The organism is Endozoicomonas sp. G2_1 (genome assembly GCF_017744155.1).
In the GTDB taxonomy this organism is placed as follows: domain Bacteria; phylum Pseudomonadota; class Gammaproteobacteria; order Enterobacterales; family Alteromonadaceae; genus JAGHQT01.
Window position 1 is genome coordinate 47,991 of record NZ_JAGHQT010000021.1, and the last position, 11,823, is coordinate 59,813.

General features: G+C 42.9%; 16 protein-coding genes and 2 tRNA genes. 14 read left to right on the forward strand and 4 right to left on the reverse strand.

Annotated features, from left to right (window positions below; genetic code table 11):
- Positions 1–12 precede the first annotated feature (12 nt).
- Positions 13–2,175, reverse strand: a complete 2,163-nt coding sequence (locus tag J7384_RS17285; protein WP_209115795.1) for an AAA family ATPase — start codon at positions 2,173–2,175, stop codon at positions 13–15.
- Positions 2,176–2,205: 30 nt separating this feature from the next.
- On the reverse strand, positions 2,206–2,556 hold the full coding sequence (locus J7384_RS17290; RefSeq protein WP_209115796.1) for a hypothetical protein: 351 nt from the start codon (positions 2,554–2,556) through the stop codon (positions 2,206–2,208).
- A 540-nt stretch (positions 2,557–3,096) separates the two neighbouring features.
- On the opposite strand from J7384_RS17290, the gene J7384_RS17295 reads away from it, so the two are divergent.
- The 14 genes from J7384_RS17295 (at position 3,097) to J7384_RS17360 (ending at position 11,050) form a co-directional block, all read left to right on the forward strand.
- On the forward strand, positions 3,097–3,570 hold the full coding sequence (locus tag J7384_RS17295) for a hypothetical protein (protein ID WP_209115797.1): 474 nt from the start codon (positions 3,097–3,099) through the stop codon (positions 3,568–3,570).
- 5 nt (positions 3,571–3,575) lie between these two features.
- Positions 3,576–4,346 carry an ATP-binding protein gene (locus tag J7384_RS17300; protein WP_209115798.1) on the forward strand — a complete coding sequence of 257 codons (771 nt, stop codon included), beginning with the start codon at positions 3,576–3,578 and terminating at the stop codon, positions 4,344–4,346.
- 2 nt (positions 4,347–4,348) lie between these two features.
- Positions 4,349–5,026, forward strand: coding sequence for a hypothetical protein (locus tag J7384_RS17305; protein WP_209115799.1), 678 nt, complete (start codon positions 4,349–4,351; stop codon positions 5,024–5,026).
- A gap of 4 nt (positions 5,027–5,030) precedes the next feature.
- Entirely contained in the window at positions 5,031–5,264 is a 234-nt protein-coding gene (locus J7384_RS17310) for a hypothetical protein (RefSeq protein WP_209115800.1), read from the forward strand.
- A 60-nt stretch (positions 5,265–5,324) separates the two neighbouring features.
- Positions 5,325–6,410: a hypothetical protein gene (locus J7384_RS17315; protein WP_209115801.1), complete on the forward strand. Its 1,086-nt coding sequence runs from the start codon at positions 5,325–5,327 to the stop codon at positions 6,408–6,410.
- Positions 6,403–6,711 carry a hypothetical protein gene (locus tag J7384_RS17320; RefSeq protein ID WP_209115802.1) on the forward strand — a complete coding sequence of 103 codons (309 nt, stop codon included), beginning with the start codon at positions 6,403–6,405 and terminating at the stop codon, positions 6,709–6,711. Before J7384_RS17315 ends, J7384_RS17320 begins: the two co-directional genes overlap by 8 nt.
- A 63-nt stretch (positions 6,712–6,774) precedes the next feature.
- The gene (locus J7384_RS17325) at positions 6,775–6,975 is read left to right on the forward strand and encodes a hypothetical protein (protein ID WP_209115803.1); all 201 of its coding nucleotides are present in this window, start codon (positions 6,775–6,777) and stop codon (positions 6,973–6,975) included.
- On the forward strand, positions 6,975–8,591 hold the full coding sequence (locus J7384_RS17330; RefSeq protein WP_209115804.1) for a DEAD/DEAH box helicase: 1,617 nt from the start codon (positions 6,975–6,977) through the stop codon (positions 8,589–8,591). Before J7384_RS17325 ends, J7384_RS17330 begins: the two co-directional genes overlap by 1 nt.
- 10 nt (positions 8,592–8,601) lie before the next feature.
- Entirely contained in the window at positions 8,602–8,937 is a 336-nt protein-coding gene (locus tag J7384_RS17335; protein WP_209115805.1) for a hypothetical protein, read from the forward strand.
- An 80-nt stretch (positions 8,938–9,017) separates the two neighbouring features.
- The gene (locus J7384_RS17340; protein WP_209115806.1) at positions 9,018–9,404 is read left to right on the forward strand and encodes a hypothetical protein; all 387 of its coding nucleotides are present in this window, start codon (positions 9,018–9,020) and stop codon (positions 9,402–9,404) included.
- Positions 9,404–9,700, forward strand: a complete 297-nt coding sequence (locus tag J7384_RS17345; RefSeq protein ID WP_209115807.1) for a DUF3310 domain-containing protein — start codon at positions 9,404–9,406, stop codon at positions 9,698–9,700. The genes J7384_RS17340 and J7384_RS17345 overlap by 1 nt, the downstream gene beginning before the upstream one ends.
- A complete protein-coding gene (locus J7384_RS17350) occupies positions 9,687–10,232 on the forward strand; it encodes a phage N-6-adenine-methyltransferase (protein WP_209115808.1) in 546 nt (181 codons plus the stop codon). The genes J7384_RS17345 and J7384_RS17350 overlap by 14 nt, the downstream gene beginning before the upstream one ends.
- Positions 10,222–10,788, forward strand: coding sequence for a hypothetical protein (locus J7384_RS17355; RefSeq protein WP_209115809.1), 567 nt, complete (start codon positions 10,222–10,224; stop codon positions 10,786–10,788). The genes J7384_RS17350 and J7384_RS17355 overlap by 11 nt, the downstream gene beginning before the upstream one ends.
- An 82-nt stretch (positions 10,789–10,870) precedes the next feature.
- Complete coding sequence (locus J7384_RS17360; RefSeq protein ID WP_209115810.1) at positions 10,871–11,050, forward strand: hypothetical protein; 180 nt, start codon at positions 10,871–10,873, stop codon at positions 11,048–11,050.
- Between the two features lie 236 nt (positions 11,051–11,286).
- On the opposite strand, the gene J7384_RS17365 is transcribed toward J7384_RS17360, so the two are convergent.
- Positions 11,287–11,362, reverse strand: a tRNA-Val gene (locus J7384_RS17365).
- Positions 11,363–11,366: 4 nt separating this feature from the next.
- Positions 11,367–11,442: transfer RNA gene (locus tag J7384_RS17370), tRNA-Val, on the reverse strand.
- Positions 11,443–11,823: the final 381 nt, after the last annotated feature.

An 11,823-nucleotide genomic window follows, 5' to 3' on the forward strand; every position in this document is an offset into this window, starting at 1 on the left:
CCTTTTACTCCGTTAATTAAATCGTTCGTCGATTATTTGATTAATTTTCTTAATTACTTCTTTATTTGAAATCACATAATGAGTATTGCTGCCAAGTGCATCGATAAACTTCATATCGACTAGTGAATCAATTGCTCGTGACTTCAATTTACGCATTGAGGACATATCTAATTTTTCTCGTTCGCAAATGGCGCGATAGCGAGTTGTTACGTCATCAATTGGCACCTGAACAAATACACCGGCTTTTTGGTTGGATTTCCCAAGCATGCCTGCGGCTGTATTTATCAGGGCATCTTTTATTGCAAGTAATGCAAAATCTGTTTTGTTGTTTTTAGCTTTAGCGTTGAATGCCACGTCTTGATCGATAAGGTTTCGAATTTCTGACGAGTTCACTTTTTGGCTAGAGATAGGATGCAATACGACAGACGATACTGGCTCGCCATCCTCATCGAATACATTGGGGATATTGACGCTTTCATGCTCAAACAACATTGACTTAGGAGCCTCAGCGTCTTTCATTTTCGTACACTTAAGCTCGATGTTTGCCGGTTGAATTCCCGCCTCAAATTCTTCGATATTCTTCATTGTTACTTGATATTCAACATCAAGACTTGCTCTTAAAGCGCTTGAACCTCGCGCCGTTGCAAGTTCACCTTTTCCTGAGTGATGAACAATAAAAATCATTGAGCCGGTTTTGTGATGTAACTCATCACAACCCGCAACAAAATTAGTCATATCTTGCGTGCTATTCTCGTCACCATCGCCAAAGTTACGGTTTAACGTGTCGATGATAATTAATGCTGGATATTCCTTTTGGCCATTTTGAGCCATGAAATATGTTAAATCTGATAGCACATCAAATCGCTGTCCTTCATCTAGAAAATGAACAGCTTTGTTTGTCATAAAAAACGGTAACTTTTCAGTGATTTGTTTTGCATGAACCCAAGCCTTATATCGCTTGGTGATTGCTGAAAAGCCCTCGCCACATATATAAAGGACGCTCTTTGGCTCTTTTACTTTATTGCCATGCCAGTCGATGCCAGCGGCAATACTTAGCGCCATATCAAACACAAGAAACGATTTCATGTGGCCACTAGCGCCGTATAAAAGGCCGAGGTTTACGTTGGGTAGGATATTTTTAATAAGCCAATCGGTCGGCTTAATATCCATATCGTGAACGGGTAAAATATCAAAGCGCGGAACATAGCTGTTAAGCACTCGCTTAACTTGGCTCAAGCCTAGCTCTTGTTCCATATCGTTAAAGTCGGTGCCTTTGATATTTTCAGGGTAGTGCATGCGAACACCGGCAAAGTCTTCAACGCATTTTTCAGCGTATATTAGGCCAGTATTCCCGCACTTTTTATCATTGTTGTGGTGATCATTATCGGCTGCGATAGTTACCGGTGTATCTTTATCTATCGTGCGAAAATGTAATAACACCTCATACATGTTACTCGCGTTAAAGCAAACAAGTACGCTAGCACCTGTCGCACGGTGAACGGTATCACCAGTCGAGTAACCTTCGGCAAGGTAAATGTCTGTCGACGTAGTACCAGCTATCCAGAAGTAACCACCCTTTGTTTCAGACTCATACAAAAATTGCTTATTGCCTTTTGCATCAATTTTCTGATAACTGCGGATCTGGTTTTGGATATAAACAGGGATATACAAAAACTTACCATCGGTTTTAACGCCTTTGTAAACAGAGGCACCTTTATCTCTTAGGTATTGGTGTTTTGTGTTTGCATCTTCTAGCTGGTTTAAAAGCGTTGCCGCTTTTTCCGCTGCTTTATCTCTTAGCTGTTCTAGGTGTTGTTGGTGTAACGCTTTTGTTCTCGCTATGCGCTCATCTAATGCTTTGCGCTCATCGGGTGATAAGCGCTTTGCATTACTTGATTGCCAGTAATTGTTGTCACCTACGTGCCAATCGCCGTAACACGCAAACATTGTATCGCCTGCTTGTTCTAGCCAGTACCAGCCTGAGTCCTTAGAGCGTTTGCCGCCGACATTGCTAGGGATTCTTTTAAAGGTTCCGTAGCCTGTTACGTCGATATGGTTTGGCTCTAAGCCATAACTTTTTAGTGTTACCTCAAATTCTTGAAGGGGGTTGTCCATTACTTTCTGTTCGGACAATTTTGCTTGCTCAAGTTTTGCCGCTTCTTGAGCAAAATTCATTGAATATGCCAATGTAGATCCTGCTTTTTTTTAGTGATCACTCCTTTCTGTACCGTGCATTTCGTCGTGTTCATCGACTAAGGCTTGGACTACCTCGTCAAAGAAGTAACCACGCATTGCATTTACATCAAGAGTAATTTTGCCGTACTTCCTGCTAGCAATAACCATTCTGGCGAGCGATTCGGGGCGGGGCATAGTCCGTTTAAGCGGATCTATGGCAAGATATCCATTCTTAACAGTACCTTGCTTCACATCAGCATCTTTGCAAAATGAGCGTCTATCAGCTTGCGACAGACTCATGTACCATTGTCTGAACATTTTTTTCCGTTCCTTTTTTTGACTACGTTGGATAGTCGCGGTTAATACCTTTTCGCTTTCCATTTATATTGGGTTAATGCTAGCCCAATCAAACTGGGACGATTTATAGCATTAATCAAAATCCTTTGTAAACAAGGGCTGTAGCCACGAACGAGTGGTTTAAAACAATTTAAAAATTTATCGGCCTATTTAAAATAGACCGATAAAAATCAGGGTAATAATACCTTATATTCGAGTTAAAATATAATCGAATAATCATCAAAACCTCATAAAACAAGCGTTATAACTGAGCTTTTACTTTAAACAGCCAAAAACACAAATTGGTAACAAAGGTTTAGAAAAAGTCACGTTTAAAATGACTCGAAAAAAAAATGAAAAAAAAGTGACATTTTTTGATCTTGCAAAAAAAAATTACTCAAGTAACTTAAAAAAAGCACTCGATATGGCGGGTGTAATTTGGAAATATTTCGAAGGAATTGGGAATTAAAAAGAACTGCGCCCCAGCCATTTCTGACTGAGGCGCGGAACGTGAAAAGTGAGCGGCAACTCACAAAACACTATCGCATCTTTCGATGCTTCTAACAAAAAGCAGGAGCCATTGGCATGACCCCCAACGCAAATGTATCTGATCGTCACGGTCAGATCAACGAATTTTCGCACCCAAGCGAAAAAAATGTGACACAAAATGTCACGCCCGTGACACAAAATGTCACGAGTCAAATAGAAAGCCTCGCAATTACGCTGCAAACGCTTAAACAGCAAAAGCACGATATCACCGAGCAAATCCTTGATGTTGAATCAAAGCTGATTGAGCTATGCGGAGCAAAAACCGAAGGTGTGACAAAGCACGAATCCCCTAAATTCGTCGTTGCAACAACCGGTAAATTAACCCGAAAAATCACCGATCCAGACCGCTTAGCAGAGCTAGCGCCTGACCTCATCAAATACACGCCCAGCTTGAACATGCGTGAATATAACGCGCTTGCAAAAGCTAACCCTCGGCTTATGACTAGAGTTGCTACGTGCATCGAGGCTAAGCCAGCAAAAACAGCGGTTTCGTTAACACCAATCGAGTAAATTTTATGTCTAAGTATTCAATGGACAGCGTAGTTGTTAACTCGCTGTCAAAGCCCCCTATTATCGTTTTGCACGGTGACGCGGGTGTTGGTAAGACAACATTTGCAGCACAAGCGCAGGACGCAATTTTTATTATTGCCGAGGATGGCTTGGGCATGTTGCCAGTTGCGCATATGCCTGAACCTGAATCAGCACAGGACGTTTTAGGCCAGTTACAAGCCATTAAAAATGACCCTCGCGACCGCAAATGGCTTGTTGTTGACTCAGTAACAGCACTAGAGAAAAAAATCTGGTCTGAGCTATGTGACACTAACAACGCGGATTCTATCGAGGAAGTCGGCGGCGGCTACGGTAAAGGCTATACCCGTGCATTGGAATGGATGGATCGATTTGTTCGTGAACTTAAAGAACTTCGCGCGCAGACCAATATGGGCGTAATCCTTATTGCCCACACCAAAACCCAAACCATTAGCCCGCCAGATAAAGCGGCTTATGACCAGTACGTCCTTAACATCAATAACAAAATCGGTGACTACATTCACACGCAAGCCGATATCGTCGCTTACTGTGAACTAGAGCAGATTATCAAGCAAACAGATCAAGGTTTTGGCCGTCAGCAAGGCACGGCAATAGAAACCGGTAAACGTGTTTTACATTGTTACTCAAGCAAAAAGTACACATCGAAAAACCGTTACGGCATTCAACAGCCAATCCCAATGGACTTTAACCAATTAATGACAACTATCGCGTCTAACGCACCTAAGCAAGGTAACTAATTATGTTTCAAATTCAAGCAAACAACTTTCAAAAACACGAAGTAGAAGAAAAAAGCTTTGAGCTTATCCCAGACGGCAACTACCGCTGCCAGTTAAACGAATGTGAGATTGAAGTTGGCAAATTCAACAACGACCGCACCAGTCAACGCACTGAGTTCAGATCTAAAGTTGATGTTTTCATGCCTGACAGCACCACTCGCACTGTTTTTATTAATCTCTGGTTAGAGCACTCAAGCCCTAAAATGGAATGGCGCACGAACCGCGAGCAGAACTGGCTATTCGACCTTTATCAAAACGTCATTGCCAATAAATTCAATGGCGATGTAAATCAAATGCCAACGCTTGACCCGCAAAACGCGTACATGATGGACGGTGCTATTTTAACGCTAGGTGTTGGTGTATCTAAAGACGATTTGAAAGAGCTTAAGAAAAACAAAACTCGCTCAGCCGTAGATCAAGTGCCTGTTTACAACTCTGTTGTCGACTTCTTCCCTAAAGATGACGCAATGGCTCAGCAAGCACCTGTAGCGCAACAGCCGCCACAGCAGGTACAACAGCAACAAATGCAGCCGCAAAATATGCCGCCTCAAATGCAGCAACAAGCGCCGCAACAAGCTCAACAACCAATGCAGAACAATACCGGCAACGTGCCGCCGTTCATGCAGCAACAAAGACAATAAGCTTATGACCGTAACAGACTTTCACGGGACTGTTGCACGTTGCTCTAATGCGCCATCTGATATGGCGCTATTCATCGATAAAGGTGGTATTCCAAATCAAGTAAGCGTCTATTTTGCTGATACGTTCATCACGCAACGCAGAATCAGATTAAAAGACAGCACTTACTACACCACCATACCGGCGAATACTGAGCCAACTAAAGCAATGCAGATAATTCGCAAAGCCTTTTACGGCTAATTTAATTCTAACAAAAAGCGTATGGCTGTCGGCAAACAGCCATACAACGGAGCCTAAGAAATGAGTACCACGGCACAACAATGTGCTGATATCGTTCAAGCAATTTATAAGAACTATCAGACACGATTTAACGGTGAGTTTCGCCCTCACCTTGGCGCAAGTATGGGCGGTCATCAATGTTTACGTCACCTTTACTATAACTTTCGCCACGCAATAAGTATCGAACACGATGGCAGACTATTAAAGCTATTCCAACGTGGCCACAAAGAAGAATTCACCTTTGCAGACGAATTAAACCGCGTTGGTTTTCGTTTGCTAACGACCGACCCAAACGGCAACCAGTTCAGACTAACCAGCCAAATTAATACGCATATTTCCGGTTCCGGTGACGGCTTTGCCGAAGTACTAACAGAGCAATTTGAGCACTTTGATTTGAACGAATGGGTTGTTGTTGAAATGAAAACCCACAACGACAAATCGTTTACCAAGCTTGAAAAAGAAGGTGTCGAGAAATCGAAGCCGCTGCACTTTACGCAAATGCAGCTCTATATGAAGTGGTCACAATTGAGCAAAGCTTTATATATAGCCGTCAATAAGAACACTGACGCGCTTTATGTTGAAGTTGTTCACTTTCAACAAGAGCACGCCGACCACTACGAGAATAGAATGGTTAGCGTTGCGTCATCAAAAACAATTCCTATCAGGTTGCACGAAGATCCGAGCCATTTTGAATGTAGATTTTGCGATCACTATGCTATCTGTCATACCGAAAAATACCCGCTAAATGTTACTTGCAGAACATGCGCCCACATCGAGCCTAAGCCCGATGGTACTTGGGACTGTAACTACCGAAACGAACAAAACCTTCATCCTGATCTAATGACCGTGGGCTGTAAAAGCCATGTTTTTCACCCTGACTTCTTGGCCAATATCGCGGTCGCAGTTGACTTCAACGATGCCGAGAACTTTATCGAGTACGAATTCGATAACGGCTTAAAACTCAAAAACGGCACCCAAGCCAAAACAGTTATCGACTCTGAAAGCCTAGCCGCAATTGTCAGAACCGGTTACGAATTTGTCGATAGCAACGTGCTCGCCCTACTAAACGACTTTGACGCTACGTTCGAGGGGGTGAGTGATGAATGATTTATTCCCGCACGATAGCAAAGCGCCAAGCGGCGCAATGTACTTGATTGACAACATTTACTATAAGATCGGCCACCTTGGTTATATCTACATTTTCATTGGTTCTCACTGGGTTAAATCAACTCACACGCGCGAAAGCTTATACGAGTTAAAAGTGCGTACCGAGGAAGAAGAACAAAAGCGCATCAAAGAGGCCAACAGGCGCTACGCAAAGCAGCGGGAAACCAAAGAACGCCGCAAGTATAAAGCCAGAATCAAACGCAAAGAAGTAAAAGCTAGAAAAGCCAAACGACTAGGTTAACTACAAATGAAAAGACCATTAACACAAAAAATATTTGCCACGTTGAGGGATGCGGCAACAAGCATGACGATCACCGAAATAGCGGCACAACTCGATATTACTCGAACGGACGGCGAGCTATTCGATTGCTTACAAACACTGGTTTGCAACGGCCATGTTGAATCGAGCGAGCGCCGAACATGTACCAGGTCTAAAACCCAAAAAATCACATGGCAAGCCACACCGTATGGCACCCGTTTTTTTGAAATATTCGAGATCGACTAATGTATACGCCGTACCAACATCAAGAAGAAGCTATTCAAGCGATAAATAATTACTTTATCGCTCAACGTGGCTCGTTCCCTATTGTTGTTGCGCCTACGGCTGCGGGTAAGTCAATCATTATTGCTGAGTACATCAAGCGTAATTTATTGGCTTACCCCTCTGCTCGTTTTCTTGTGTTAACTCATCAAAAAGAGTTAATAGAACAAAACCACGCAAAATTGTTAACTCAATGGCCAGAGGTTGATGCTGGCATTTATTCCGACTCTGTTGGCAGAAAAGAAACCAATAACAGCGTTATTTTTGCTGGCATACAGTCAATTTATAAGCACCCTGAATTACTAGGCCGCTTCGATGTTGTCTTAGTTGATGAATGCCATTTAATTCCTAAGAGCGATGACGGCATGTACCGCACTTACCTTGCGGCACTAATGCAACTAAACCCACTATTGAAAGTGGTTGGTTTAACAGCCACGCCATACCGATTAAGTGGCGGCTACCTTTACGAAGGTAAAAACCGCTTATTCGATGGCATCGCCTATGAAATTCAGGTCAAAACGCTACTTGAGCGAGGCTTAATTGCCCCACTCATTACCCCCGCCGACGAAATGCCCACGGTTAACGTTGATGACGTACCCATAAGAGGCAATGAATTCGTTCTCAAAAAGCTTAATGAAAAGGTAAACCAGCAAGAGCTAATCAAGCGAGCCGTTTATCAAATGTATAAGCACGGCGGTTCCCGTAGTCATTGGCTAGCCTTTGCTGTTTCCATTGAGCACGCAAACAACATTTGCAAAGAAGTAAAATTATTAGGGGTTAGTTGTGAAGTTATTTCGGGCAAAACTAAGAAGTCTGTTCGCGAACGAATACTTTCAGATTTTAATGCTGGCATTATTCGTTGCATTGTTAATGTCGGTGTCCTTACTACGGGTTTTGACGAGCCTCAAATAAACCTAATCGCAATGTTTAGGCCGACTAAAAGTACGGCCTTATACATTCAAATGCTAGGCCGTGGTGTTCGTATTCATCCCGACAAAGAAAATTGTTTAGTACTCGACTTTGCGGGCAATATTCTAGAGCACGGAGCATTTGACGATCCCGACATTGGCAAACAACCACAATCAACAACTGGCGAAGGTGAAGCACCGACCAAGGATTGCGAAAACTGCGACGAGAAAGTACACGCCGCCGTATTAGTCTGCCCTTTTTGCGGCTTTGAATTCCCTGAACCCGAAAAACAACCTCATAGCGATATCGCGAGCACGTTACCGCTATACACCACAGAAAAAGGCGAACTCGTTTACCAGATAGACGAGCTTAGCTTTCATCTGCACCGCAAGCAGGGGCAACCCGATACTTGCCGTGTTGAATACCTTCAAGCTGGGCGCGTTCGCGCTAAAGAGTGGTTGCACTTCGACAACAACCACGACTGGCTAAAACAACGTGCATGCCGTTGGTGGCAGGCTTTAATGCCTGATCACCCATTGCCGTTTTCATCACTCAATGCCGCAGTAGTGCTTAGTCACAACGCACGAAATCGCATCGAGGCAATAAAAGTTAAGCGCAATGGCAAATACAAAGACATTGTTGCGAGACGCATTAAACCTTTAACCAAATAGGAAAACTCACATGTTTAACTTATTCAAAAAGAAAAAAAGATACACAAAAGCCAAGATAGTCAATGGCCGTCGATACGTTTACGACCAGCAAACTAACGACTGGGTTCTATGGTCAATAGTTGTCGATGAATGCAGCATGAGTGATGCCTCAGAAATTGAGCAAATGTTCGACTCGGTAACTCACACTCATGAGCCAACTAACCCGTCACCATCACCGGCACCCTCATCAAATGATTATGCGCCAACTAGTTTTGACACTGGTTACAGTGACGGCTATAGCGGCGGTTCTAGTTATAGCTCTAGTAGTTCAGATAGTTCTGGCAGCTTTTCAGGTGGTTGTGAATAACTAACGCTCGGCCAGTTTTGGCCACAAAACCGTGCGCGGCAACGCACATAAATTAACTAACAAAAGGCAGGAACATCAAAATGATGCACCACGAAAATTTAATTAATAACGTAAAAATCAACAAAGACGATCTACTTTGTTGTTTAAAAAGCAATCTAGAAAAGCACATTGAGGACTTGAATAGCGCGCTTGATGCACGCCGTAAAGACTTTAGTGAACAAGTGAGCGTCTACGCCAACCTAATTGACTCAAACGCAACATACCAACCGCCAGAAAACATTGGCCTACCTATCCCAACTAGTCATGTAGCCGACTATGAGCGCGCGATAAAAATGGTCGAGCTAACTGTCGACCCAATTATTGAGCTGTCAGAGGCACAATTCGACAAGCTTGTTATGGATAACTGGCACTGGAAAAACGAATTCTTAAGAACAACTAGCGTATATGGTGTTGGGGGTAAAGCGTAATGACTGACAACGTTAACAACCCTAAGCACTACGAAGTTTTAAACGGCGTAGAAGCGATTGAAATTATCGCTAGTTCGATGACCGAAGAACAATTTCACGGTTATTGCCTAGGCAACATTATGAAATATCGATTGCGAGCCGGTAAAAAGGTCGATAACCCGATTGAAATTGACTTGGGTAAATCAGACAAGTACCACACCATATTTAATCGCTATCGCCATTTATGCAAGGCATCAACACGCAGAGTAGTTGCCACAGAAGCGGCCAAGCTTGGGGGGATTAATGATGGACTATGATAAGAACAGTTGGTCAACGCCTCGCTATATCTTCGACGCAATGGCCAAAGAGTTTGACTTTGTTCTCGATGCTGCGGCGAGTGCCGATAACCACAAATGCCCTTTATTTCTGACTAAAGAAATGGACGCTTTAAACGTGAACTGGCGTACCTATGTTGGCAATACTGATAGTAACAATCAGGCCGTATGGCTCAACCCGCCATACGGTAAGGGTGAAATAGCCCCTTTTGTCGATAAGGCGCTACGTGAGTCGGTATTTAATAATTTTACCGTTGTCATGTTAGTGCCAGCAACGCCTGACGCTAGATGGTGGCCTGCTCAATGCTCTGAGAAACGCTTTATTACCGAAGGTCGAGTATCTTTTGTTCATCCTGAAACCGGTAAACCGATCAACGGGAATACCAAAGGTAGTGCGTTCTTGATCTTTAGGCCGCTAAGCAATTCTCAAAACCTAATTACAGAAGTGTCGCGCGAAACGTTACAGTTTTTAGCGGCGAATGAATTGGCGGGGGCAAATGGTAATGCAGCATAACAAAGATAACGCGCGTAAATCTTTCGCTCAAATAGCACAGGTTTTTGAGCTATGGGCGCAAGCCGAATACAATAGCTTGATGGAAAAGCAACTTGGCAAGGTCTTAACCGAGTCAATGCTAGAGTTCAGTGCTGAGATTGAAAAGCCACCGGTATCGTTAGATGATATCACTCAGAGCACCACAACGCCGAGAGAAAGTGAAAAGTTAACGACTGTTAGTGCTACGCCGTCTTTTGTGCAAAGTCGCGCTGATAAGCCGTTAAATGCGCTTACAGTTAATGGCCGTAACTTCACTTATCTTAACAACTTGTATGTTGTTGAGAAAGAGCCTACACGGATGGCACTAAAAAATAATTACCCTCTACCATTCACGTACTATAAGCATAATGGGAACATTCGGGTTGTCCTTTTTTACTTTGATGGAATCAAAGGTAAAGAGCGCTCATTAACTCGCGAAGCATCAAGCCCTGAGTATATTGATAACTGTTGCGATGAAATTGAACTTGCGTGGCAACGGTTAGTGAGGAATCGATTATCTGGGGGTGGTAGTGAATGAGCTAACTAAATTAACACATGATTTATTAGTGCGGCACTATGGTATTGCTTTGAACCTCCAAGAGGCGGCAATGGTGCTAAAAATGTCTGAGCGAAAACTATCAGATAACATCGGTAAGTATGGAATCAAGCATAAAAAAGCAGGTCGCGTGTTCATAATACCCGCGTCAGAGATCGCTAACTTTATGCACTCAGATATCGAGGAAAGTAAATCAACGGGCATGCCAAAGTACAAGCCAGTTAATTTTATGAATAACCACTAAACAAAAAGCCCTGACTAGTTCGGGGCTTTTTTATATGAGAATTGGCAATATTACTTGAACAAATAAGCAGCCCACCAAAAAGCCAACTATAAAGCCGCTCAACTTGGCGTTATCTACTTTTGAGTTTTGAATTACTTCGTTATGTCTTTGTCGCTCTTTATCGTCCATATATGAGCCGAGATCAAATTGATTTGATGTTTAGACTAGCAAAGCTAGTTTGATAAGTCATTAAAGAATGGTGGACGATACTGGGCTTGAACCAGTGACCCCTGCCTTGTAAGGGCAGTGCTCTCCCAACTGAGCTAATCGTCCGATATGGTGGTCGCTACTGGGCTTGAACCAGTGACCCTTGCCTTGTAAGGGCAATGCTCTCCCAACTGAGCTAAGCGACCAAATTTGGTGTGTATCATACATGTACCCCGTTGCGGGTACAAGCACTTTTTTCTTTTATTTTCAAACGCTTAACTTGTACCCGTGAAGGGGTACACTTAATAAAACCACCTACGTTTTTGTACTGATCTCAAGGTTAAAGGCAAATCGTATTTAGGTGAACCAGTTATATATTTATAACTAATAAATCTAAATTAATTTTGTGTAGCCTTTTTGTACCCCGAACCACCGTAAAATAGCGTTATTTAGCGTTAATTTGAGTAATAAAAGCACAGAGAAATAAGCAAGGTTTTTAAACACTTTGCCATCTAAGATATTGATTATTAACAATAAAATAATGGTGGACGATACTGGGCTTGAACCAGTGACCCCCGCCTTGTAAG

Coding starts and splice junctions, on each gene's coding strand:
- J7384_RS17285 (WP_209115795.1), bottom strand. CDS start 2,175: ATGAATTTTGCTCAAGAAGCGGCAAAACTTGAGCAAGCAAAATTGTCC.
- J7384_RS17290 (WP_209115796.1), bottom strand. CDS start 2,556: ATGGAAAGCGAAAAGGTATTAACCGCGACTATCCAACGTAGTCAAAAA.
- J7384_RS17295 (WP_209115797.1), top strand. CDS start 3,097: ATGACCCCCAACGCAAATGTATCTGATCGTCACGGTCAGATCAACGAA.
- J7384_RS17300 (WP_209115798.1), top strand. CDS start 3,576: ATGTCTAAGTATTCAATGGACAGCGTAGTTGTTAACTCGCTGTCAAAG.
- J7384_RS17305 (WP_209115799.1), top strand. CDS start 4,349: ATGTTTCAAATTCAAGCAAACAACTTTCAAAAACACGAAGTAGAAGAA.
- J7384_RS17310 (WP_209115800.1), top strand. CDS start 5,031: ATGACCGTAACAGACTTTCACGGGACTGTTGCACGTTGCTCTAATGCG.
- J7384_RS17315 (WP_209115801.1), top strand. CDS start 5,325: ATGAGTACCACGGCACAACAATGTGCTGATATCGTTCAAGCAATTTAT.
- J7384_RS17320 (WP_209115802.1), top strand. CDS start 6,403: ATGAATGATTTATTCCCGCACGATAGCAAAGCGCCAAGCGGCGCAATG.
- J7384_RS17325 (WP_209115803.1), top strand. CDS start 6,775: ATGACGATCACCGAAATAGCGGCACAACTCGATATTACTCGAACGGAC.
- J7384_RS17330 (WP_209115804.1), top strand. CDS start 6,975: ATGTATACGCCGTACCAACATCAAGAAGAAGCTATTCAAGCGATAAAT.
- J7384_RS17335 (WP_209115805.1), top strand. CDS start 8,602: ATGTTTAACTTATTCAAAAAGAAAAAAAGATACACAAAAGCCAAGATA.
- J7384_RS17340 (WP_209115806.1), top strand. CDS start 9,018: ATGATGCACCACGAAAATTTAATTAATAACGTAAAAATCAACAAAGAC.
- J7384_RS17345 (WP_209115807.1), top strand. CDS start 9,404: ATGACTGACAACGTTAACAACCCTAAGCACTACGAAGTTTTAAACGGC.
- J7384_RS17350 (WP_209115808.1), top strand. CDS start 9,687: ATGATGGACTATGATAAGAACAGTTGGTCAACGCCTCGCTATATCTTC.
- J7384_RS17355 (WP_209115809.1), top strand. CDS start 10,222: ATGCAGCATAACAAAGATAACGCGCGTAAATCTTTCGCTCAAATAGCA.
- J7384_RS17360 (WP_209115810.1), top strand. CDS start 10,871: ATGTCTGAGCGAAAACTATCAGATAACATCGGTAAGTATGGAATCAAG.